Origin of the sequence: Pseudomonas sp. DD1 (assembly GCF_044510355.1) — a bacterium.
GTDB lineage: Bacteria > Pseudomonadota > Gammaproteobacteria > Pseudomonadales > Pseudomonadaceae > Aquipseudomonas > Aquipseudomonas shahriarae.
On the sequence record NZ_MSAJ01000002.1, the window covers coordinates 17893 to 40339 of the forward strand.

General features: G+C 59.9%; 18 protein-coding genes. 3 read left to right on the forward strand and 15 right to left on the reverse strand.

Annotated features, from left to right (window positions below; translation table 11 throughout):
* Positions 1 to 57: 57 nt before the first annotated feature.
* Together PSFL_RS01185 and PSFL_RS01190 are read right to left on the reverse strand one after the other, a co-directional pair.
* Complete coding sequence (locus PSFL_RS01185) at positions 58 to 411, reverse strand: hypothetical protein (RefSeq protein WP_057959831.1); 354 nt, start codon at positions 409 to 411, stop codon at positions 58 to 60.
* Between the two features lie 94 nt (positions 412 to 505).
* Complete coding sequence (locus tag PSFL_RS01190; RefSeq protein WP_397469568.1) at positions 506 to 2143, reverse strand: dermonecrotic toxin domain-containing protein; 1638 nt, start codon at positions 2141 to 2143, stop codon at positions 506 to 508.
* Between the two features lie 494 nt (positions 2144 to 2637).
* Between PSFL_RS01190 and PSFL_RS01195 the strand changes: the two genes are divergently transcribed.
* Positions 2638 to 7497, forward strand: coding sequence for an NAD-glutamate dehydrogenase (locus PSFL_RS01195; protein WP_057439671.1), 4860 nt, complete (start codon positions 2638 to 2640; stop codon positions 7495 to 7497).
* Between the two features lie 761 nt (positions 7498 to 8258).
* Here PSFL_RS01195 and PSFL_RS01200 read toward each other — a convergent pair.
* The 3 genes from PSFL_RS01200 to PSFL_RS01210 all read right to left on the reverse strand — a co-directional run bounded on the left by PSFL_RS01200 (position 8259) and on the right by PSFL_RS01210 (position 11054).
* Positions 8259 to 8936 carry a GntR family transcriptional regulator gene (locus PSFL_RS01200; RefSeq protein ID WP_200657002.1) on the reverse strand — a complete coding sequence of 226 codons (678 nt, stop codon included), beginning with the start codon at positions 8934 to 8936 and terminating at the stop codon, positions 8259 to 8261.
* A gap of 15 nt (positions 8937 to 8951) precedes the next feature.
* Positions 8952 to 9653, reverse strand: coding sequence for a FadR/GntR family transcriptional regulator (locus PSFL_RS01205; RefSeq protein ID WP_057439669.1), 702 nt, complete (start codon positions 9651 to 9653; stop codon positions 8952 to 8954).
* 90 nt (positions 9654 to 9743) lie between these two features.
* A complete protein-coding gene (locus PSFL_RS01210) occupies positions 9744 to 11054 on the reverse strand; it encodes a C4-dicarboxylate transporter DctA (protein WP_057439668.1) in 1311 nt (436 codons plus the stop codon).
* A 232-nt stretch (positions 11055 to 11286) separates the two neighbouring features.
* Between PSFL_RS01210 and PSFL_RS01215 the strand changes: the two genes are divergently transcribed.
* Entirely contained in the window at positions 11287 to 11916 is a 630-nt protein-coding gene (locus tag PSFL_RS01215; protein WP_252117854.1) for a DNA-3-methyladenine glycosylase I, read from the forward strand.
* Positions 11917 to 11945: 29 nt separating this feature from the next.
* On the opposite strand, the gene PSFL_RS01220 is transcribed toward PSFL_RS01215, so the two are convergent.
* The 7 genes from PSFL_RS01220 to PSFL_RS01250 all read right to left on the reverse strand — a co-directional run bounded on the left by PSFL_RS01220 (position 11946) and on the right by PSFL_RS01250 (position 18154).
* Entirely contained in the window at positions 11946 to 13379 is a 1434-nt protein-coding gene (locus PSFL_RS01220) for a PLP-dependent aminotransferase family protein (RefSeq protein ID WP_216312497.1), read from the reverse strand.
* 165 nt (positions 13380 to 13544) lie between these two features.
* On the reverse strand, positions 13545 to 14312 hold the full coding sequence (locus PSFL_RS01225) for an SDR family oxidoreductase (protein WP_057439666.1): 768 nt from the start codon (positions 14310 to 14312) through the stop codon (positions 13545 to 13547).
* Positions 14313 to 14329: 17 nt separating this feature from the next.
* Entirely contained in the window at positions 14330 to 15397 is a 1068-nt protein-coding gene (locus PSFL_RS01230) for a phosphotransferase family protein (RefSeq protein ID WP_273872567.1), read from the reverse strand.
* Positions 15398 to 15526: 129 nt separating this feature from the next.
* The gene (locus tag PSFL_RS01235; protein ID WP_397469569.1) at positions 15527 to 16480 is read right to left on the reverse strand and encodes a 2-hydroxyacid dehydrogenase; all 954 of its coding nucleotides are present in this window, start codon (positions 16478 to 16480) and stop codon (positions 15527 to 15529) included.
* Positions 16481 to 16636: 156 nt separating this feature from the next.
* Complete coding sequence (locus PSFL_RS01240; RefSeq protein ID WP_397469570.1) at positions 16637 to 17068, reverse strand: hypothetical protein; 432 nt, start codon at positions 17066 to 17068, stop codon at positions 16637 to 16639.
* A gap of 79 nt (positions 17069 to 17147) precedes the next feature.
* Positions 17148 to 17642, reverse strand: coding sequence for a DUF4822 domain-containing protein (locus tag PSFL_RS01245; RefSeq protein ID WP_169961410.1), 495 nt, complete (start codon positions 17640 to 17642; stop codon positions 17148 to 17150).
* A gap of 317 nt (positions 17643 to 17959) precedes the next feature.
* Positions 17960 to 18154 (reverse strand): hypothetical protein, encoded by a 195-nt coding sequence (locus tag PSFL_RS01250; protein ID WP_057439662.1) that lies wholly within the window; start codon positions 18152 to 18154, stop codon positions 17960 to 17962.
* Positions 18155 to 18391: 237 nt separating this feature from the next.
* On the opposite strand from PSFL_RS01250, the gene PSFL_RS01255 reads away from it, so the two are divergent.
* Positions 18392 to 19669 (forward strand): HAAAP family serine/threonine permease, encoded by a 1278-nt coding sequence (locus tag PSFL_RS01255; protein ID WP_057439661.1) that lies wholly within the window; start codon positions 18392 to 18394, stop codon positions 19667 to 19669.
* A 42-nt stretch (positions 19670 to 19711) separates the two neighbouring features.
* Here PSFL_RS01255 and PSFL_RS01260 read toward each other — a convergent pair whose 3' ends face one another.
* The 3 genes from PSFL_RS01260 to PSFL_RS01270 all read right to left on the reverse strand — a co-directional run bounded on the left by PSFL_RS01260 (position 19712) and on the right by PSFL_RS01270 (position 22434).
* Positions 19712 to 20290: an acyl-homoserine-lactone synthase gene (locus PSFL_RS01260; RefSeq protein ID WP_057439660.1), complete on the reverse strand. Its 579-nt coding sequence runs from the start codon at positions 20288 to 20290 to the stop codon at positions 19712 to 19714.
* A gap of 27 nt (positions 20291 to 20317) precedes the next feature.
* A complete protein-coding gene (locus PSFL_RS01265) occupies positions 20318 to 21043 on the reverse strand; it encodes an autoinducer binding domain-containing protein (RefSeq protein WP_115128031.1) in 726 nt (241 codons plus the stop codon).
* Between the two features lie 119 nt (positions 21044 to 21162).
* Positions 21163 to 22434, reverse strand: a complete 1272-nt coding sequence (locus PSFL_RS01270; RefSeq protein ID WP_397469571.1) for a glycosyltransferase — start codon at positions 22432 to 22434, stop codon at positions 21163 to 21165.
* Positions 22435 to 22447 lie beyond the last annotated feature (13 nt).

Consider the following 22447-nt stretch of genomic DNA (forward strand, 5'->3'; position numbering starts at 1 on the left):
TGGGGGCGGGCTTGTCGGGTCGCCGCATCGCCGCGATGGCGATTTAGCAGGTGCCCATCAAGGCGTGCGGATGTAAGTGCCAGTGCCCTTGAGAATGTTCTGCAGGGTTTCTTCTACCTCGGCCAGGTCCGCCTCAGCGGTACCGTGATTGATCTGCAGGTGGTCGCTGCCGCCCAATGCGTCCTTGTCCGCCGCACCGATTTCCACCAGGAGGGTGGTCGCGCTCAGGGTGATCTTCAAGCCTTCCAGGGTCGAAGGCTCGTAGTCCCAGGTCAGTTCAACCTCGTCCTCATCTGGATAACGCGACAGCATGAACATCTCGCCATGGGTACCGTGGCAGCAGAGCATGGCCATGTTGTCTTCTTCGTCGTCGCAGGGGGTGGCGAGCAGGTGGGTGGTGGTCAGTTGCATGTAGAGTCCTGTCTGGAAAGGCGGCTTCAAGGCCGGCAGGCCTTGATTCTGCCATTGCATCGGGCTTTGTGTCGGCTTTTGTATCAAGCGGGCATCAGGTTTTGGAGGCCCAGGCACTGATTGCGCTGCTTAACGGTTTAAAGGCATTCCCCAAACCACTGGTGAACACAGGAAGAAGGGTTTTCACGGAACCTTCGCCAATGAGCTTGTCTGCCCCAGGGCGCCTGTGGATATAGCTGTCTATGCCAATGCCGAGTTGCGCGGTGCCCACCGCTGTGCTTGTGGCCGTCAGGGCAATGCCCAGCGGCGGGAAAGCGATTCCGAGTGGGGCTAAAAGAAGTAGCCCATATTTTGCCCAGTTCAAGTACTTGAACGCAGTCTTCGCGTTGACGTCGCGATTGAGGACGAATTGAAAACGAGTGGCGCTTTTCAGGTCTACCTCGGTGCGATGCTGGAGTTCCTCGAATGGACTTCCCTGGACAACCTGGCCATCGAATAGGCCACCCTCGTCAAAATAACCGAGCTTTTCTTGCGTGGAGGCAGGAAGGTCACCGTTAAGTACATTGCGGGTGTTGTCCACGAGTGCATCAATGCCTTTGGACAGGAATTCATTACCGAGGTCTTCGGGGCGGAAGTAAAGTTTGAAACTTTCGACGAATTGCGGATCTTTCATTTGCTCGGCCAGCCATTTATTCATTTCTTTCTTGGAGTCGAAGCCTTTCAACGGAGACGCCTGGCCAGGTAGATACAACAAGACCCTGCCCGTGGTCTTATCCTGGGTATAAAAAGCGCGCAGGGGGAAACCTTTGAACGTGAGGAATTTGGTTTCCAGATTCGGGTCAGCCTTGTAGGGCTGTGTCAGGTCATTTTGATTAAGGGATAGGTAACTTTTGTCGGCCGGCATGCCCGCGACACCCATGGCAATCTGGCGATCGTTTTCGGTAAGAGACTTGTCATGGTGTTGAACGTGTGACGCTTTCAAAAACGCACCTCTCGCCGCTTCGGAGTAGGCATGGCGGGAGTTGCCGTTCCAGTAATTGTTAAGGTACTGGTCATAAGGGGATTTATAACTGTTATCCCATACCATCTGTTTGAACTCAGTTGCCGGGATATCGACTCTGTTGCTCGCATCATAGGTATTCGCAGACCCCTGCTGCGGCTCCGTGTAAATCCCTTGAAAGTGGCTGGTGAACCCCGTCTCATTTGGGCGCGGGAACCTACCAAAGGCGTCAGGCTTATCTGTATGTTTTGAACTTTTCCTTATTTCAAAAGGGCCGTCCTCTTTTGAACGTATCGCCCCGTGGAAGTCAGGCTCTTCCTGCTGGTTGAGCCTCGCTGCCTGAGTCAGGGATATTTTTTGAACAATGACCCCGCTGTAAGGTGGGGTATTGGTGCGGTGATCATACTGAATGCTCACTAAGTAGGTGTTATCGGGGTCAATATCTTTACCGAACTTTTCCTTTATCTGACGCTTTACTTCCATGGATGTAATTTCATCTGCCGTCTTGGGCTGCTTGTACTGGCTGATGAGTTGTTCGACGGCCTTGTTGCTGGATAGGGGCGCTTTGAAATAGGGCACCGGAAAGTGCGGCGTGGAGGCAACGGGGGCATTGTCCGAACTTGATCGTGCAGTGGGCTGGAAGAAAGAGCCACGGTTCCCACCGGGTGGGACGTTAAGGGAGGAAGAGTGTACGTTCAATTGAGCCTCGTTGAGTGGTAATAGGGCCTTCATGGGTATGACTGCCTACGCACACTAAGTGACTGAATTTTGAAATACGGTTCCTGCGTGGAGCTGGGAATTAGATTGTACGAGTGTATGAATATTTACCTGTCAGCACTCTCGCCGTGCCTGCATGGCCACCCACTTTCAATCGCTAGCCACCCCTTTACTGGCGGGAGGGGTTGCTCTTGGTGCAACCGCCCATTGCCGGGTGTTGACCGAATATGTCGCAGTGCAGTAAGCAGCCTGCTCGCCGCACTCGTTAAGCTGCGCAACGGGTGTACCTTCTGCGTGACTCTGGCCTGCCCGTCGTGTCGTCATCCGCCGGTGGTGCATCCAGTGGACGTCGAATGTGACCTCAGGGTCTTGTCCAGCTTCACCCACCTGTCACCCTGATTCGTCTATGGTGCTTATCATCAGCACCTGCGAACAGACATGACGGCCTCCCCATCAGGGGACAACACGCGACGCTTCCATCAATAACAAGCCCAAGCGGAGTACCACAGATGGCGTTCTTCACCGCAGCCAGCAAAGCCGACTTCCAGCATCAACTGCAAGCGGCACTGGCGCAGCACATCAGTGAACAGGCACTGCCACAAGTGGCGCTGTTCGCTGAACAATTCTTCGGCATCATTTCCCTGGACGAGCTGACCCAGCGTCGCATGTCCGACCTGGCCGGTTGCACCCTGTCTGCCTGGCGCCTGCTTGAGCGCTTTGATCACACCCAGCCGCAAGTGCGGGTCTACAACCCCGACTACGAACGCCACGGCTGGCAGTCGACCCACACTGCGGTCGAGGTCTTGCACCATGACCTGCCGTTCCTCGTGGATTCGGTGCGCACTGAGCTGAACCGTCGCGGCTACAGCATCCATACCCTGCAAACCACCGTACTCAGCGTGCGCCGTGGCAAGAAGGGCGAGTTGCTGGAAATCCTGCCCAAGGGCACCCAGGGCGAAGACGTCCTGCAAGAATCCCTGATGTACCTGGAGATCGACCGCTGCGCCAACGCCGCCGAGCTGAACGTCCTGAGCAAGGAACTTGAGCAGGTATTGGGCGAAGTGCGCGTGGCCGTGGCTGATTTCGAGCCGATGAAAGCCAAGGTCCAGGAGCTGCTGGACAGCATCGACAACAGCCCGTTGACCATCGACGGTGAAGAAAAGGCCGAGATCAAGAGTTTCCTGGAATGGCTGGTGGGCAACCACTTCACCTTCCTCGGCTATGAAGAATTTGTGGTACGTGACGAGAAGGACGGCGGTCATCTGGAATATGACGCCAACTCCTTCCTCGGCCTGACCAAACTGCTGCGCGCCGGCCTCACCGCTGAAGACCTGCGCATCGAAGATTACGCCGTGGCCTACCTGCGCGAGCCGACCGTGTTGTCGTTCGCCAAGGCCGCGCACCCAAGCCGTGTACACCGTCCGGCTTACCCTGACTACGTGTCGATCCGCCAGATTGATGCTGATGGCAAGGTCGTCAAGGAATGCCGCTTCATGGGCCTCTACACCTCCTCGGTGTACGGCGAAAGCGTGCGGGTGATTCCTTATATCCGCCGCAAGGTCGCGGAAATCGAGCGCCGCTCGGGCTTCCAGGCCAAGGCGCACCTGGGCAAGGAGCTGGCCCAGGTGGTTGAAGTGCTGCCCCGCGACGACCTGTTCCAGACCCCGGTGGACGAGCTGTTCAGCACCGTGATGTCGATCGTGCAGATCCAGGAACGCAACAAGATCCGCGTGTTCCTGCGCAAAGACCCGTACGGCCGTTTCTGCTACTGCCTGGCCTACGTGCCGCGCGATATCTACTCCACCGAAGTGCGCCAGAAGATCCAGCAAGTGCTGATGGATCGCCTGAAAGCCTCGGACTGCGAATTCTGGACGTTTTTCTCCGAGTCCGTACTGGCCCGTGTCCAGCTGATTCTGCGGGTCGATCCGAAGAACCGCCTGGATATCGACCCGCTGCTCCTGGAAAAAGAAGTGGTGCAGGCCTGCCGCAGCTGGCAGGACGACTACGCGAGCCTGGTGGTCGAGAGCTTCGGCGAAGCCCACGGCACCAACGTGCTGGCGGATTTCCCGAAAGGCTTCCCGGCAGGCTACCGCGAGCGCTTTGCCGCGCACTCGGCCGTGGTCGACATGCAGCACCTGTTGAACCTGACCGAAGCCAAGCCACTGGTGATGAGCTTCTACCAGCCTTTGGGCCACGTGACCGGCCAGCAGGAATTGCACTGCAAGCTGTACCACGCTGACACCCCGCTGGCGTTGTCGGATGTACTGCCGATCCTCGAGAACCTCGGCCTGCGCGTGCTCGGTGAGTTCCCGTACCGCCTGCGCCACGCCAATGGCCGCGAGTTCTGGATCCATGACTTTGCGTTCACCGCCGCCGAAGGCCTGAACCTCGATATCCAGCAGCTCAACGACACCCTGCAGGATGCGTTCGTGCACATCGTCAATGGCGATGCCGAGAACGATGCATTCAACCGCCTGGTACTGACTGCCGGCTTGCCATGGCGTGACGTGGCGCTGCTGCGTGCTTATGCCCGTTACCTGAAGCAGATCCGCCTGGGCTTCGACCTGGGTTACATCGCCAGCACCCTGAACAACCACACCGACATCGCCCGCGAGTTGACCCGGTTGTTCAAGACGCGCTTCTACCTGGCGCGCAAGCTGACTGCCGACGACCTGGAAGACAAGCAGCAGCGCCTGGAGCAAGCGATCCTCAACGCCCTGGACGATGTGCAGGTGCTTAACGAAGACCGGATCCTGCGGCGCTACCTGGACCTGATCAAGGCCACCCTGCGCACCAACTTCTACCAGGCGGATGCCAACGGCCAGAACAAGTCGTACTTCAGCTTCAAGTTCAACCCCCACGCTATTCCCGAGTTGCCCAAGCCAGTGCCGAAGTTTGAAATCTTCGTCTACTCGCCGCGGGTCGAAGGCGTGCACCTGCGCTTTGGTAACGTTGCCCGTGGCGGCCTGCGCTGGTCCGACCGTGAAGAAGACTTCCGCACCGAAGTGCTGGGCCTGGTGAAAGCCCAGCAGGTGAAGAACTCGGTGATCGTGCCGGTCGGCGCCAAGGGCGGCTTCCTGCCGCGTCGCCTGCCATTGGGCGGCAGCCGGGACGAGATCGCGGCCGAGGGCATCGCCTGCTACCGCATCTTCATTTCCGGTCTGTTGGACATTACCGACAACCTGAAAGACGGTGCCCTGGTGCCGCCGTTGAACGTGGTCCGCCACGACAACGACGACCCGTACCTGGTAGTGGCGGCCGACAAAGGTACCGCGACCTTCTCCGATATCGCCAACGGCATCGCCATCGACTACGGCTTCTGGCTGGGCGATGCGTTTGCCTCTGGTGGTTCGGCCGGTTACGACCACAAGAAAATGGGCATCACCGCCAAGGGCGCGTGGGTCGGTGTGCAGCGTCACTTCCGTGAGCGCGGCATCAATGTGCAGAAAGACAGCATTACCGTGGTCGGCGTCGGCGACATGGCCGGTGACGTGTTCGGCAACGGCTTGTTGATGTCCGACAAGCTGCAACTGGTCGCGGCCTTCAACCACCTGCATATCTTTATCGATCCAAACCCGAACCCGGAAACCAGCTTCATCGAGCGCCAGCGTATGTTTGAGCTGCCGCGTTCGGCCTGGTCGGACTACGACACCAGCATCATGTCTGAAGGTGGCGGGATCTTCTCACGCAGCGCCAAAAGCATTGCCATCTCGCCCCAGATGAAAGAACGCTTCGACATCCAGGCCGACAAGCTGACCCCGACCGAGCTGCTGAACGCCTTGCTCAAGGCGCCGGTGGACCTGTTGTGGAACGGCGGTATCGGCACCTACGTCAAGGCCAGCACCGAAAGCCACGCCGATGTCGGCGACAAGGCCAACGACGCGCTGCGCGTCAACGGCAACGAGTTGCGCTGCAAAGTAGTGGGCGAGGGCGGTAACCTGGGCATGACCCAGCTGGGTCGCGTGGAATTCGGCCTCAATGGCGGCGGTTCCAACACCGACTTTATCGACAACGCCGGTGGTGTGGACTGCTCCGACCACGAAGTGAACATCAAGATCCTGCTCAACGAAGTGGTGCAGGCTGGCGACATGACCGACAAGCAACGCAACCAGTTGCTGGCGAGCATGACCGACGAAGTCGGCAGCCTGGTGTTGGGCAACAACTACAAGCAGACCCAGGCCCTGTCCCTGGCGGCGCGCAAAGCCTACGAGCGTGCGGCCGAGTACAAGCGTCTGATGAGCGACCTGGAAGGCCGCGGCAAGCTGGACCGCGCCATCGAGTACCTGCCGACCGAGGAGCAGCTCGTCGAGCGCGCCGCGACCGGCAAGGGCCTGACCCGTCCGGAACTGTCGGTGCTGATTTCCTACAGCAAGATCGACCTCAAGGAAGCGCTGCTCAAGTCCCTGGTACCGGATGACGACTACCTGACCCGCGACATGGAGACCGCGTTCCCGCCGAGCCTGGTGGCCAAGTTCGGCGAGGCCATGCGTCGCCACCGCCTCAAGCGCGAGATCGTCAGCACCCAGATCGCCAACGACCTGGTCAACCACATGGGCATCACCTTCGTGCAACGCCTCAAAGAGTCGACCGGCATGAGCCCGGCGAACGTGGCGGGCGCCTATGTGATCGTGCGCGACATCTTCCACCTCCCGCACTGGTTCCGTCAGATCGAAGCCCTGGATCACCAGGTCTCGGCTGAAGTGCAACTGGCGCTGATGGACGAACTGATGCGCCTGGGCCGTCGGGCTACCCGTTGGTTCCTGCGCAGCCGTCGCAACGAGCAGGATGCCGCGCGTGACGTGGCGCACTTCGGTCCGCACCTGGCGGCGTTGGGCCTCAAGCTCGACGAACTGCTGGAAGGCCCGACCCGCGAAGGCTGGCAGAACCGTTACCAGGCCTATGTCGAAGCCGGTGTGCCTGAGCTGTTGGCGCGCATGGTTGCCGGCACCACGCACCTGTACACCTTGCTGCCGATCATCGAGGCTGCTGACGTTACCGGTCAGAGCGCTGCCGATGTGGCCAAGGCCTACTTCGCCGTGGGCAGCGCCCTGGACTTGCCGTGGTACCTGCAGCAGATCAGCGATCTGCCGGTGGGCAACAACTGGCAGGCCCAGGCCCGCGAAGCCTTCCGCGATGACGTGGACTGGCAGCAACGGGCGATCACCATCAAGGTTCTGCAAATGGCCGATGCGCCAGAAGACATGGAAGCCCGCGTGGCCCTGTGGCTTGAGCAGAACGCGAGCATGGTCGAACGCTGGCGCGCGATGATGGTGGAAATCCGGGCTGCGGTCGGCACGGACTACGCCATGTACGCGGTGGCCAACCGGGAACTGCTGGACCTGGCCATGAGTGGTCAAGCGGTGCTGTAATCGGCTGCTAGCGCGTTAAAACAAAGCCCCGTCTCGCGAGAGACGGGGCTTTTTGTTTTCACTCGATTCAATGTGGGGTGTATGCAAAATTTGCTGCCCCTGGTGCCCCTTGTGGGAGCGGGCTTGCCCGCGATAGCGGCTGTCCAGTCACTACTTCTGGCAACTGACCCACCGCCATCGCAGGCAAGCCAGCTCCCACATTTGATTTGTGGTTGTACCAACATTCTCTGCGCCAGTGAGGTCCCCTGTGGGAGCGGGCTTGCCCGCGATAGCGGCAGTCCAGTCACTACTTCTGGCAACTGATCCACCGCCATCGCAGGCAAGCCAGCTCCCACATTTGATTTGTGGTGGGGCCAAAATTCTCTGCCCCGCGCAGATCCCCTGTGGGAGCGGGCTTGCTCGCGAAAGCGGCAGTCCAGTCACTGTTTCTGGCGGCTGATACACCGCCATCGCAGGCAAGCCAGCTCCCACATTTGATTTGTGGTTGTACCAACATTCTCTGCGCCAGTGAGGTCCCCTGTGGGAGCGGGCTTGCTCGCGAAAGCGGCAGTCCAGTCACTGTTGCTGGCGGCTGACCCACCGCGATCGCAGGCAAGCCAGCTCCCACATTTGATTTGTGGTGGTACCAACATTCTCTGCGCCGCGCAGATCCCCTGTGGGAGCGGGCTTGCCCGCGATAGAGGCAGTCCAGTCACTGTTGCTGGCAGCTGACCCACCGCCATCGCAAGCAAGCCAGCTCCCACAGTTGAATCTCCATTGGCTTACGAGAGTTGTGCTTGCAGATGATCCAGATGTTGGGTCATCAGGCTTACGGCCGTGCCCCCATCCCTGCGCTCCAGTGCCTCGATCATCTCCGACTGCTCACGCCAGGTCCCGGCGAACGCTCCCTGTTGCGCAATGACCAGCGAGGTCAACGGCACCAGGCTATTGAGAAACTGCGCCAGTGGCCGATTCCCCGCAATGCTCGCCAGCAATAGGTGAAACTCGCCACACAGGCGGATGGCCGGGCCTTGCTGGCCCTGTTCGACGCACGCCCGTTGGCGCGCCACCAGTTCGCGCAAGCGCCGCATCTGGCCGGGGCTGGCCTGTGCGCATGCCAATTGCACCACGGTCACTTCCATCAAGCGCCGCGCCTCGAGAATGTGTTGCACCTGCTGCGCATCGGGCGCCGCCACCTGGGCACGCAGGTTGGGGCGCAGGATGATCACTTGCTGCTCGGCCAGGCGCGCCAGGACCCGGCGCAGTACGCTGCGGCTGACGCCAAATTGTTCGGCCAGGCCTTCTTCGGTAAAGCGGCTGGTGGGCACGATGCGCTGTTCGAGGATGGCATCGAACAGCCGTGGGTAGAGGTCATCCACCGAGGGCCGTTTACCGGGCACCAGGCGCATGGGGGGCGGGGCGGTGACAACGTTAGTGCGTTGCAGGGCATGAGCGCTCATGGCCAGCCTCCAAAGTCAGTTGCCGAGATGGTCGTCGGGAATGTTCAGGGCGGTCCCCATGCGCTGGCCTTCGTTGAGGATATGGCGGCGCATTTCGGCGCTGGCCTGGGCGCTGTTCTTGCTGCGGATCGCGCGCACCACCGCTTCGTTTTCCTGCAGGCGCTCGGCCAGGTGTTCGGGGGAGTTGCGCAACACCTGGGCGCTTTGCTTGAGGGCGTTGCTGGTTTGCTGCACCACGTTCTGGAAGATCGGGTTGGAAGTCAGGGCGAACAGTTCTTCGTGGAAGGCGATGTAGGCGTTCATCCCCGCTTCACTGTCGTTGGCGTCCAGGGCTTCGCGCATGTCCATCAGGGTCAGGCGCAGTTGCCCGATTTCCTTGCTGGTGATGGACTGGGCCACCAGGCCGACGATAAACGGCTCCAGGGTGTAGCGCAGTTGCAGGATGTCGGCGAGGCTGGCGTCGGCCACGGCATCATGGGCTTGGGGCTCGTTGACGCTGGTTTCCAGCACGACCACACCTTTGCCGGGCATCGAGCGCACCAGGCCGAGGGTTTCCAGGACGATCACGGCTTCGCGCAGGCTCGGGCGGCTGATGCCCAATTGTTCGGCCAGTTCGCGCTGGCCGGGGAGCATTTCGCCACGCCGCCATTGGCCTCGGGCCAGGGCGGCGCGTAGTTTTTCTACGACTGAATTGACGACGGTTGAGGTGCTGATCACGCCGGGCTCCTTATGTTGCAAACACAAACGGTAAAAATGGCGACGATTAACGGTGGGAGCGAGCAAGCCCGCTCCCACACTCGATCTGCGCTAGAACTCCTGGTGAGCCGGCAACACCGGCTTCTTGGCCTGGAACGCATACCCTTGCTGCCCCTCCAGCACCTTGTTGGCCCGTTGCAGATCAATGTCCTTTTCCCAGCGGGCAATGGCCACGGTCGCCACGCAGTTGCCGATCAGGTTGGTCAGTGCACGGCCAATCCCCATAAACCAGTCCACGGCCAACACCAGCACCAGGCCCACCACCGGGATGGCGGGAATGGCGGTGAGGGTCGCGGCCAGAATCACCAGGGCTGAACCCGGTATGCCGTGGGCCCCCTTGGAGGTGATCAGCGACACCAGCAGGATGGTCAGCAGATCGGTCATCGACAACGGCGTACCGGTGGCGTTGGCGATAAACACAATGGCCAGGGTCAGGTAGATCGAGAAACCATCGAGGTTGAACGAGTAACCGGTGGGGATCACCAGGCCGACGGTGGAACTGCCGATGCCCAGGTGCTCCAGTTTACGCATGATCTGTGGCAACACTGCATCGGATGACGCGGTGCCCATCACGATCAGCAGCTCTTCGCGCAGGTATTTGAGCAGCGGCAGCATGCGCAGGCCCGACAGGCGCATCACCGCGCCCAGGATCAGCGCGACAAACGCGATGCAGGTCAGGTAGAACAGACCCACCAGGCTGCCCAGGTGCTGTAGCGAATCCAGGCCATAGGTGCTGGTGGTAAAGGCGATGGCACCGAATACGCCGATGGGCGCCAGGCGCACGATCATGCCCATGATGCGGAAGATCACATGGCTCAGTTCGTTGATCAGTCGTGAAATGCCCGACGCCGCTTCCCCTACCAGGTTCAGCGCACTGCCGAACAGCACCGAGAACAACAGCACTTGCAGTACGTTGTTGTCGGCAAAGGCGCCGATCACCGAGTTGGGGATCAGGTCCATCAGGAACTGACTAGTGCCCTTGATATGTTGGCCACGATCCGCCAATTCATTGAGGCCGGCGGAAGACAGCTGTTCCAGATGGATATTGGCCCCGCTACCGATCCCGGTACTGAAGGCCAGCACCAGGCCCAGTACTAGGGCGATGGTGGTGAGGATTTCGAAATAGATCACCGACTTGAGGCCGATGCGCCCGACTTTTTTCAGGTCGCCAGCACCGGAAATGCCGCTGACCACCACGCAGAACACGATCAGGCCGATCAGCATCTTGATCAGCTTGATAAAGCCGTCACCCAGGGGTTTGAGTTGTGAGGAGAATTCGGGAAGGGCCAAGCCGCACGCGATGCCGAGCATCAGGCCTATGACGACTTGCAGGAAAATCGAACGCGAGCACCATCTGAGCATGGGAAGGATCTCTATTCGGTGCCCTGGTGGGTCCAGGGCTTAATTGTTGTGGTCTTACCGGTAAGTCCAGTGCGCGGCCAGTCTACGCTCGGTTTTTTGCAAACTACAAGGGGGGGAGGGGCTGTTTAGGTTGTCCGGTCTTACCAGTTGCTCGGTAACCGTGATGCTTGAGCGGTTGGCGGTCTGGAAAATTTTTCGCTTATCATCCCCGGCTTGGCTGCTGAGGTGATGCATGGACAAGCCTGGACTGACAACCGATGAAACGGGACTGACCCGTTGTACATGGCGAACGGCCGCTGCCGAGTACCCCGATTACCACGATCACGAATGGGGTGTACCGGTTGCCGATGATAGGGCGCTGTACGAGAAAATCTGCTTGGAAGGCTTCCAGGCCGGCATGGCGTGGATCACCATCCTGCGCAAGCGCGAGCATTTTCGCCGGGCGTTCGAGGGTTTTGATTTTCGCCGGGTGGCGCAGTACACCGAGCAGGATATCCAGCGCTTGATGGCCGACCCCGGCATTGTGCGCAACCGGGCGAAAATCCTCTCGACCCTCAACAATGCGCGCAGGGCCTGTGAACTGGTGGATGAATATGGCTCGCTGGCGGCCTGGTTGTGGGCATTCGAGCCGGCGGCCGACGAGCGCCCGGCGGTGGTGGACATGGCCTATTGGACGGGCAACCCGACGTCGCCGGCGTCGGTACGCTTGTCCAAGGCCTTGAAGACGCGCGGCTGGACATTCGTCGGGCCGACGACGATGTATGCATTCATGCAGGCGATGGGGATGGTCAATGACCACCTGGAAGGCTGCGCCTGTCGGCAGCCGATTGAAGACCTGCGCCGCCAGTTCCGGCGCCCCTGAATTCTGAACTGGCAGGAGCTCCTTACTCCTCAGCCAATCTGCAACAGGATATCGCGCACCTTGTCCAGGGACGGGTCGATATCCAGGGTCTCGATGGCGCCGAAGCCGAAGATCAAGCCGCTACGCACCGGCGCCTGATGGAAAAACACGTCCAGTGGATACAGGCCGACTTCCACCTGGCGCGCCCGTTCGATCAGCAGGGGGATGTTCACGGGCACTTTGCACAGTGCGGCCAAGTGGAACCCGGCCACGCTGGGCACGGCTTCGAACCAGGGCGACAGGTCGCCGGCCAGGCGGCTGAGGATGCGTTCGCGGCGGGTGGTGTAGACCGCATGACAACGCCGGATGTGCTTGAGCAAATAGCCTTCGCTGATGAACTTGGCCAGGGCCCATTGCGGCAGTGTCGAGCTGTGCTGGTCGCTCAGTTGCTTGGCCTTGAGTACCGCGCCGCGGATGGCCGGTGGCAGCACCGTGTAGCCCAGGCGCAGCTCTGGGAGCAGGGTCTTGGAGAAGGTTCCGACATAGGCGACGATGCCTCGTGTATCCATGCTTTGCAGGGCGTCAGTGGGGCGGCCTTCGTAGCGGAATTCACTGTCGTAGTCGTCCTCGATGACAATTGCGCCCAGCGCCAGCGCCCGTTTCAGCAGCGCTTCGCGGCGCGGCAGGCTCATGGGGATACCCAATGGAAACTGGTGGGACGGGGTGACGTAGATCAGTCGGGTGCCTTCGGGAATCAACTCGACCTGGATCCCTTGCGCGTCCAGCGGCACGCCGGCCACCGTGGCGCCCATGGCTTCGAAAAGCAGGCGCGCCGGGGCGTAGCCGGGGTCTTCCATGGCGACGATGCTGCCCGGTTCCAGCACCACGCGGGCGATCAGGTCCAGTGCCTGCTGGGCACCGTTGCACACCACAATGTCGTCGTCGCGGCAGTTGACCCCACGGGAAAAGGCGATATGCCCGGCAATCGCATTGCGCAAGGCCGGCAAGCCCTCGGGCTGGCCGTAGAAACCACTGTTTTTGGCAATGCGGCGCAGAGCGTCCTGGGTGCAACGTCGCCATTCGTCCTGGGGGAACAGGCTGCGGGTGGTGGCGCCACCGATGAACTCGCAGCGCAACGTGCTTTCGCGTGTCGGATGGCGCATGGGCGAGGGCAGGGCCTGCCACTTGGCCAGGTTGGCGGCGCAGGCCAGGTCGGCCGCACTTTGCAGGCCCTTTGGCCGCAGCGCATGGGGGGTGACGAAGGTGCCACGGCCGATCTTGCCGATCAGCAGGCCTTCGTAGGTCAGGGTGGTGTAGGTGTCGGACACGGTCTTGCGCGACACCCCCAACTGCTCGGCCAGCAAGCGGCTGGGGGGCAACTGCGCGCCAGCGGCCAGGCGTCCTGATTCAATCGCGTCGCGCAGTTGCTGGTAAAGCTGTTCGGCCAGGTCCTTGCGGCCCTGGATGACGACGTGCAGTTCCATGTTTCATTCCGAGGCGGCCAATTCTGCCAAGGTTACTCGTATGTACAGGCCGCGCCGATCAAAAATGTGGGAACGGGCTTGCTCGCGAAAGCAGTGGGTCAGTCAACATCAATGTTTGCTGGGCCGACGTCTTCGCGAGCAAGCCCGCTCCCACACAAGCGTGGGTCAGGAGAGGAAGCCACCGTCCACATTCAGCGAAACGCCCGTGGTGTAGGTCGAGGCATCGCTGGCCAGGTACAGCACCGCGCCGGCCATTTCGCTGGGGTCGGCCACGCGCTTGAGTGGGATCTGGGCCAGGGCCATGTTCAGGATCGACTCGTTCTTCACCAGGGCCGAGGCAAACTTGGTGTCGGTCAGGCCCGGCAGCAGGGCGTTGCAGCGGATGCCGAACGGCGCACATTCCTTGGCAAACACCTTGGTCATATTGATCACGGCGGCCTTGGTCACCGAGTAGATGCCCTGGAAGTGCCCCGGGGAAATGCCGTTGATCGAGGCCACGTTGATGATGCTGCCGCCACCGTTGTCACGCATCAGCTTGCCGGCTTCCACTGACATGAAGAAGTAGCCACGGATGTTCACGTCGACGGTTTTCTGGAACGCGCCGAGGTCGGTGTCCAGCACGTTGCAGAACTGGGGGTTGGTCGCGGCGTTGTTGACCAGGATGTCCAGGCGCCCGAACTGCTGGCGAATGCCGGCAAACACCTCGCTGATCTGCTCCATCTCGCCGATGTGGCAGGCAATGGCCGTGGCCTTGCCGCCGGCGGCGATGATTGCATCGGCCACGTGCTGGCAGCCGTCGATCTTGCGGCTCGAGACAATCACGTGGGCACCTTGCTGGGCCAGCAGCTTGGCGATGGCCTCACCAATGCCACGGCTGGCCCCGGAAACAAACGCGATCTTGCCATCGAGGTCGAACAGATGAGTCTTGGACATGGTGGTTCCTTGTCGGGTCAGAGGGTGGATTTGTGGATGACGTTCAGGCTCATCTGTTCCAGCAGCGTGTTCATGTGGATGAACTGCGCGAAACGTTTGTCCTGGGTCTGGCCATGGAAGAAGCGGTAGTAGATCTGCTGCACGATGCCGGCCAGACGGAACAGGCCGTAGGTGTAGTAGAAGTCGAAATTGTCGATCTGGATGCCGGAGCGCTCGGCGTAGTAATCGACAAACTGGCGGCGGGTCAGCATGCCGGGGGCGTTGCTCGGTTGGCGGCGCATCAGTTGCACGGGCGCCGGGTCGGCGGCTTCGATCCAGTAGGCGAGGCTGTTGCCCAGGTCCATCAGCGGGTCGCCCAGGGTGGTCAGCTCCCAATCCAGCACGCCAATGATTTGCATCGGGTTGTTGGGGTCGAGGATCACATTGTCGAAGCGATAGTCGTTGTGCACGATGCTCGAGGTCGGATGATCGTCCGGCATCTTGTCGTTGAGCCAGGCACGCACGGCTTCCCATTTCGGGGCGTCGGGGGTCAGGGCTTTTTCGTAGCGCTCGCTCCAGCCGCGAATCTGGCGTTGCACATAACCTTCAGGCTTGCCCAGGTCGGCCAGGCCGCACGCGCTGTAGTCGACCTGGTGCAGTTCGACGAACTTGTCGATAAAGCTCTTGCACAAGGCTTCGGTGCGCGCCGCGTCCAGGCCCAGCTCCGGCGGCAGGTCCGAGCGCAGGATGATGCCCTTGACCCGTTCCATCACGTAAAACTCGGCGCCGATCACCGATTCGTCGGTGCAGTGCACGTAGGCTTTGGGGCAATAGGGGAAGCCATCCTTGAGCTGGTTGAGGATGCGGAACTCACGGCCCATGTCATGGGCCGACTTGGCCTTGTGGCCAAACGGCGGGCGGCGCAGGACGAATTCCTGTTCGGGGTATTCCAGCAGGTAGGTCAGGTTGGAGGCGCCGCCTGGAAACTGGCTGATTCTGGCGCTGCCACTCAGGCCTGGGATATGGGCCTTGAGGTAGGGGTCGATGAGGCTGGCATCCAGTTCTTCGCCTGGGCGAATCTGGGTGGATTGGTCATTGAGCGCCATGCTTATCCCTTTTGCTTATTCTTGAGGCCTTGGACTATTGGCTAATCTAATGCGCACAGCCAACCTGCCACAAGGCTGTGGTGGCTTAATAGGCTAGCGTGTTGGACGACAATCAGCGTGCCTGATCGGTCATTTTTCGGGCGGGGGCAAGGCAACCGGTGTGAGTACCGGGCGCCCGGCGAAGTGTTCCACGAGGTTTTCGGCGACCCTTTGCACGGTGTCATGGGCCGCTTCGGGCGACAGGCCAGCGACATGGGAGGTGAGCACCGTATTGCCCAGGCGCTTGAGGGCGTCGGGCACCTGGGGCTCGTCGTCGAACACATCCAGGGCCGCGCCGCCGATACGGCGTTGCTCAAGGGCGGCGACGAGGTCGGCGGTCACCACCACGCTGCCGCGTCCGATGTTCACTAGGTAGCCGTGGGGCCCCAGTGCGTCCAGGGCCTGGCGGTCGATCAGGTTGTACGTGCCGACGCCGCCGGGGGTGGCCAGCACCAGGAAGTCCGAGTTACGCGCCAGTTCCACGGCGCTGGCGCAGTAGGTGTAGTCCACGTCATCGCGGGGCTGACGGTTGTGATAACTGACTTCCATGCCAAACCCGAGGGCGGCGCGCCTGGCGATCTCCAGGCCTACCGCGCCGAGGCCGAGGATGCCCAGCTGTTTGCCGGCGAGGGACGGGCGCATCACCTTGGGCCATTCGCCACGTCGCACGGCCGCGTCTGTCTGGGGAATGCCGCGTACCAGCGCCAGCAACAAGGCCATGGCGTGGTCGGCCACTGAGGGCGCGTTTACCCCGGCACCGTTGGTGACCACAATCTTGCGATTGCTCGCCGCCTGCAGGTCGACATGCTCATAGCCGGCACCGATCACGCAGATGATTTCCAGCAGTGGCAGGGCGGCGATCTCCTCGGCATACAACCCCAGTGGACCACGGGTCAGCACGGCACGGATCTGCCCGCCATGGGTTTTGATCGCCTGAGCGCGTTCTGCGGGGGTTGGCGCCAGAATCACATGAAAGTCGTTGCTCTCGATGATGGGCAGGTATTCATTGATGGTTTCAACCAGGACCAGAACAGTGGCGGGCATGGGGCAGCTCTTGTTGTGGGGTTTGATCTCTGGAGTATGCGGTATTTTTTGTAGTACGAATGCCCGCAGATGAAAGATGCTTCCTCGATGGGAGGCCTTGGCATGGGGATGCCAGCGTCGGCGCAGGCTGCAGACGCTGGGCATCCGTGGGGGGCGTTACTGGGTTTGTCTTACCTTGTTCTGTTCTGCCTGGGCGATTTCCCGGAAATCATAGGTGGGGAAAAACTCGGTCCGGTAGGTGCCCCATGCAGTATTTTCCAGTGCCAGATTGACCGCTGACAACCGAGAGGCGGGTAGGCGCAGGACGATGACTTGGCCGATTCCCATGGTGATGTTCCAACTGACGACTTCTACTCCCTCCGGTGGAAATACTTTGTAGAAATCCTGCTTGGCGAGTTGCGCCCTTAGTTCGCTTAATGGGCGGGATTGATCATGTTTGAGAAATACCGTCAACATAATTGCATTTTCGGGTGTGGCGTGCGGTATTTTTGCTGTCGCGGGGGCTGAGGGTTGCGCATTGGCGCCGCTGGAAAGAAGGGCGGACAACCATACGGTGGATATTAATAACGACTTGAGTTGAGTTTTCATAAGAGGCGTCTTTTTATTGTTTTATGGATTTTTGAAGTAAGTAGTCAAAGCCTGATGGTATCTGGCAGGTCAAGAATACTCAGTGGGAGGTGGAGGTTTTGATCGGCCCGTTGTAAGGCGCATGGACCACGTAGATACGAACTTTCTCGTTGGTCTCGACCATGTCCCGGGGCACTTCCCGCGAATAGGTGAACTCTTGGTTGTTGAGGACCTCAAGCCGCCTGACCACTGTTCTGGCAGGGCCCTTGTCTGGTACCAGGATATGGGTGGTTTTGTCGCCTGTGACCAGAAAGTAACCGCCACCGCCATGGTCATACTTTGACAGCCCGGTGTCGGCATAGAAAAACTCATAGCGATTGCGCTCGGGGTCCCACATGGAGATGCCAACCACGCCCGGATACTTGTCCTTGACGTCAATTTGCGGGGCGCCTTCTATATAGACTTTGGTGGTCAGCCACTGGGGCGAAGAAGCGAGTGCGCGGATGTCGGAGTTTGTCGATTGTGCCTGGCTGGAAAGTGGAGCGAGCAGTCCAGCGAGAAGTAGACCTGTAAAAACGGCATGGCATTTTCGCATTAGATAATTCCTACATGGGGCGTGGGTTTTTATTCTTGTATTTGGTTGGGTATTGCTTGGGCCCGGCAGTGACGGAATATAAATGCACCTGGCAGGTGCTATCAATGCCTGGGTATATGTTTGTAACAAATCCACGGGCAATCATTTAAAAAATATTCAAATGCTCGCTGTGAAGTAGGGGGATTCCTACAAGTAACCTGGTGAGATATAAATTGCGATAGGTATATAAATTTTATGTTTAAAGGGGCGGCTATCTATAGGGTTGTTGCCTGATTAAACGCATTTGCGCCACCCCCATTCCTCAGTTTCGCCAATCTTTAGCCGATTCGCGGTGTGGGTATCAGTGTGTTGCGAGGCTTGGGCGCGGCGGCGTATTCAATGCCGTTGAATGTGAAGGTGTCAGACTGTTGTTGCTTGGGCTTGTCTTGGGCGGCGATTTGATCGGCGATGTGGGTCGATACGCTATCGACCAACTGGCCAGCGTTGAAAATGTTCAGGCTTGAAGTCGTCATGCTTGAATCTCCAGGTTTTGTAGTAGAGCTTGCATTGAGTGGGCGATGGGGGCGTAACGTTCCTGATTCCAACAATTTGTGGTCAATCGACTGGCTCTGCTCCGTACAACCATTCCTCAGCTAAGTCTTTGCTTATTCAAGTGAATCCCGGACAATCGCGCCCCTGTTACGGTCGTGGCGCTGCCTGTCAGGTTTTTCTGACTCGCCGCGATCGTATGAAAGTGGAGAACCGAGCGGATGAATGATCAGGCCAATAGCGTCGATGAACGCTACGCAACGACACCTGTAACCCTCACGGGCTGGAGCCGCCAGGACACGACCTGGATGCTTGGCCTGTTCGGCACGGCGATTGGCGCCGGCACCTTGTTTCTGCCCATCAACGCAGGCCTGGGCGGCTTCTGGCCGTTGCTGATCCTCGCGCTGTTGGCGTTCCCCATGACCTACTACGCACACCGTGGCCTGACCCGCTTTGTGCTGTCGGGGCGTGCGGGCTCGGACATCACTGAGGTGGTTGAAGAGCATTTCGGCATCAAGGCCGGTGCTTTGATCACCTTGCTGTACTTCTTTGCGATCTTCCCGATCCTGCTGATCTACAGCGTGGCGCTGACCAACACCGTCGCAAGCTTTATGTCGCACCAACTGCACATCGAGCCACCGCCACGGGCGCTGCTGTCGTTTGTGCTGATCCTGGGCCTGCTGGCCGTGGTGCGTTGCGGCGAGCAGGTGATCGTCAAGGCCATGAGCCTGATGGTCTATCCGTTTATTGTTGCCTTGCTGTTTCTGGCGGTGTACCTGGTTCCGCACTGGAATGGCGGCATCCTCAGCACGGCCAGCACCGTTCCGGCACCGTCGGCGCTGCTGCACACCCTGTGGCTGGCGATTCCGGTGATGGTGTTCTCGTTCAACCACTCGCCGATCATCTCGGCCTTCGCCGTTGACCAGAAACGCCAGTACGGCGCCCACGCCGAAGAGCGCAGCTCGCAGATCCTGTCCCGTGCCCACTTGTTGATGGTGGCGATGGTGATGTTCTTCGTGTTCAGCTGTGTGCTGACCCTGTCACCGGCCCAACTGGCCGAAGCCAAGGCGCAGAATCTGTCGATCCTGTCTTACCTGGCCAACCACTTCGATAACCCGACCATCGCCTTTGCTGCGCCATTGATTGCGTTTGTGGCGATTGCCAAGTCCTTCCTGGGCCACTACATCGGCGCCAGCGAAGGCCTCAAGGGCCTGATCGTCAAGAGCGGCCGCCGCCCGGGCGCCAAGGCCCTGGACCGCATGACTGCTGGCTTTATGCTGGTGGTGTGCTGGATCATCGCCACCCTGAACCCGAGCATCCTGGGGATGATCGAGACCCTGGGTGGGCCGATCATTGCTTCGATCCTGTTCCTGATGCCGATGTACGCGATCCGCAAGGTGCCGGCCATGGCCAAGTACCGTGGGCAGATGTCCAATGTGTTCGTGACCCTGGTCGGCCTGGTCGCCATCTCCTCGCTGATTTACTCGCTGATCCCTTGATGTGATCAGCGCCGGCGACCTCGGCGTTACTCATATCTCTAGCTAGGCAACGGCCGAATCAGCGTGCAGCGCGATTCGGCCATTTTTCTGCCAGGCCGGAAAACTCAGTGCTACCACATGGTCGTTGTTCACGCGTTGCGGGGCGCCGAGGCGACTCAATTGCACGCCATTTTTCAGAAAATAACGCTCCAGCGCTGGAGTGGTCACTGCCACCACCTGATTGGCGCCGTGGCTCCAGGCATGGTGCAGGCTGTTCCACCAGACGCGCATCGGTAGGGTACCTTTCTCCAGGGCGCGGGCGGCAAAGCGCGACACTTCCCAGGTGTCACGGCTGCGCGGGCTTGGCTGGTCGCACAGAAACCCGAAGACTTCCGACAGTAGATAAGGTTGGGTGGTCGGCAACAGCCGTGCGCAACCGCAGACCTGGCCTTTTGTGTCCAGGGCGAGGATATGGCGCGTGTCGGCCTGGTCGAACTGATCGAATTCGCGTTGGGGCCGGGCGTGGGTGGAGTCCAGCTGCCAACCCAGTTGCTCGATGAACACTTCGTGTCGATAGCGGCCCAGGTCGTCCTCAAGGGCTGCAGACAGTTCATGGTGATGGCGGGTGATGATGCTGATCATTGGATGTCCTTATCGTGATCGTCGGGCCTAGATCAGGCCCAGTGCGGCGGCATAGGCAGCCGCCAGTGTCTTGTTGGCTGCGCCGAATTTCTTCTGGATGGCCTTGAGGTGAAAGTTCACCGTGTTGATGGAGATGGTCAGGATCAGCGCGATCTCGCCTGAACTCTTGCCGTCGGCGGTCCACTGCAAAATTTCCCGCTCACGCAGGCTGAGGCAGACCGACGGGTGGGCGCGTTCGCTATGGCCCAGATCTGTCAGGCGCAGCGTCACCTGTTCGAGGATGCAGCGCAGGCGCAATTGAATCTCGTCGCTTTCAGCCCGCGAAATAGGATCCTGGCGCCGGGCCACGGACAGTACCCGCAGCGAATGATCGTGGCTGCGAATCGGCAGCGTGGCGCCGATGCACAGACCCCAATCCCGAGCTTCCAGCCATAGCTTGCGGCTGTTTTCAAACAGTGCGTCGTTCCACAGCACCATCTCGGTGGAACGCAAGCCACTGAGGATCGACGGATCGACAGCCGCGTAGTTTTGCTCCTGGTAATGTTCCAGCCACCTTTCGGGGTAAGAGCCGTGAATCTCGGTTTTTGGTCGGGTAAAAGGGGTCAGGTGGCGTACGGCATAGGCGTAATACTCGAACCCCAATTGCAACACTTCCCGCTCCAGCAGCGCGAACACTTGTGCTCCTCCCTGTTGCTTGAGCATCTCTATCCGCAAGCGATTCCACCAGCGGATGAGGTCGTTTTCCTTCTCCATGGACAGTCGCCTCGATTCCTGGAACCTTTGGCAATCTAGCCCACGTGATCTTTCTGTCAAACTTTTCCGGTGCTTTGCCGACGGCTCTGGCACGGCACTTTTGCCCAAGAGGCCGGTGTTTATGACGCTTGGCACAGGCGAGGTATTGAATGGTGCGCGTGGCACTGTTCAATGGCCTTGACCGCTGTTTCACAGGACGCCGCATCGGCGGGCATCAGGCTGCTCGCCCGAGCACAGGCCTGTTGCAATCGGGTGTCGTGTAGCAGCGCTGTGATCGCCCCTTGCAGGTCTTGTCTGTCCAAGGGCAGGGCAAGACGTATTCCGCACCCCATGCGCACCAGTCGTTCGGCGTTATCGAACTGGTCATGGGCGATCGGCAGGACAATCTGTGGGATGCCGGCAGCCAGCGCCAGGCTCATGGCGCCAATGCCGCCGGGGTGGACCAGCCCAGCTGCGCGAGGCAGCAGCGAACTCATCGGCAAAAACGGACGTTGCATCACCGTGGGCGGCAAATCGCTGGTGACCGGCCGATCACTGGTCAGAAAAATACCGCGTGCGCCGACCCTGTGCAGCGCTTCCAGGGCAAAGCGATAAAACTGCTGGTCAAAGTGCTCAGTGGAACCTTGGGTGAAAACCACGGGGGCCGGTCCGGCATCGAGGAAGGCCCGAGTCTGTTCATCGAGCCCCAGGGTGCCACCGTCGAACAGTGGGAAGCCGGCCATGTGCAGGGGCTGCGGCCAGTCTTGCTGGACGGGGGCGAACCATTCGGGGAACAGGCAAATCACGCCTTGGGGGGCATGCATCCATTGGCTGAAGATGTTCTTCACCGCGCCCGGCAATCCGTGTTTGCGGCGCAGTGCATTGATTTGTGGGGCACAGGTCCGGTCCAGGCTCAGGTATTCGATCCCGCGCCAGAGCAATTTGCGCACCGTCAAGGGCAGGCGACGTGACACATTGAAAGTGGGGTGTACAGGCGGTAAATGTGCCGACAGTAGGGTTGAAGGGGACACTTGGACCGAGAGGTAGGGGAAACCGTATTTTTCATGGGCAATACGTGCACCCAGGGCCCACAGCGAGCCGACCACTACCATATCGTCAGTGTTATGCGCGGTTACATAATCGTAGACCGGCTCTAATAGGCCTGCGATGGCTTGCCACAACACGCTGAAGGAAGTCTTCGGATCCCACAGGCGGGGATCGCCCATGGCAGCGTTGTAGGTCGCCTCATCGCATAACGGCACGAAGTCCAGGCCCCGGGCCTCGATGGTGTGTTGAAACGCCGGCATGCTGCACAAGGTCACCTGATGACCGCGCAGGGTCAGTGCTGCGCCCAGGCCGATAAAGGGAAAAACGTCACCGGCCGAACCGATGGCAATCATGATTACTCGCATCATCCACATCCTT

Coding starts and splice junctions, on each gene's coding strand:
- PSFL_RS01225 (WP_057439666.1), bottom strand. CDS start 14,312: ATGTCCAAGACTCATCTGTTCGACCTCGATGGCAAGATCGCGTTTGTT.
- PSFL_RS01220 (WP_216312497.1), bottom strand. CDS start 13,379: ATGGAACTGCACGTCGTCATCCAGGGCCGCAAGGACCTGGCCGAACAG.
- PSFL_RS01240 (WP_397469570.1), bottom strand. CDS start 17,068: ATGAAAACTCAACTCAAGTCGTTATTAATATCCACCGTATGGTTGTCC.
- PSFL_RS01215 (WP_252117854.1), top strand. CDS start 11,287: ATGGACAAGCCTGGACTGACAACCGATGAAACGGGACTGACCCGTTGT.
- PSFL_RS01265 (WP_115128031.1), bottom strand. CDS start 21,043: ATGGAGAAGGAAAACGACCTCATCCGCTGGTGGAATCGCTTGCGGATA.
- PSFL_RS01235 (WP_397469569.1), bottom strand. CDS start 16,480: ATGCCCGCCACTGTTCTGGTCCTGGTTGAAACCATCAATGAATACCTG.
- PSFL_RS01190 (WP_397469568.1), bottom strand. CDS start 2,143: ATGAAGGCCCTATTACCACTCAACGAGGCTCAATTGAACGTACACTCT.
- PSFL_RS01230 (WP_273872567.1), bottom strand. CDS start 15,397: ATGGCGCTCAATGACCAATCCACCCAGATTCGCCCAGGCGAAGAACTG.
- PSFL_RS01255 (WP_057439661.1), top strand. CDS start 18,392: ATGAATGATCAGGCCAATAGCGTCGATGAACGCTACGCAACGACACCT.
- PSFL_RS01195 (WP_057439671.1), top strand. CDS start 2,638: ATGGCGTTCTTCACCGCAGCCAGCAAAGCCGACTTCCAGCATCAACTG.
- PSFL_RS01250 (WP_057439662.1), bottom strand. CDS start 18,154: ATGACGACTTCAAGCCTGAACATTTTCAACGCTGGCCAGTTGGTCGAT.
- PSFL_RS01245 (WP_169961410.1), bottom strand. CDS start 17,642: ATGCGAAAATGCCATGCCGTTTTTACAGGTCTACTTCTCGCTGGACTG.
- PSFL_RS01210 (WP_057439668.1), bottom strand. CDS start 11,054: ATGCTCAGATGGTGCTCGCGTTCGATTTTCCTGCAAGTCGTCATAGGC.
- PSFL_RS01200 (WP_200657002.1), bottom strand. CDS start 8,936: ATGAGCGCTCATGCCCTGCAACGCACTAACGTTGTCACCGCCCCGCCC.
- PSFL_RS01260 (WP_057439660.1), bottom strand. CDS start 20,290: ATGATCAGCATCATCACCCGCCATCACCATGAACTGTCTGCAGCCCTT.
- PSFL_RS01185 (WP_057959831.1), bottom strand. CDS start 411: ATGCAACTGACCACCACCCACCTGCTCGCCACCCCCTGCGACGACGAA.
- PSFL_RS01270 (WP_397469571.1), bottom strand. CDS start 22,434: ATGCGAGTAATCATGATTGCCATCGGTTCGGCCGGTGACGTTTTTCCC.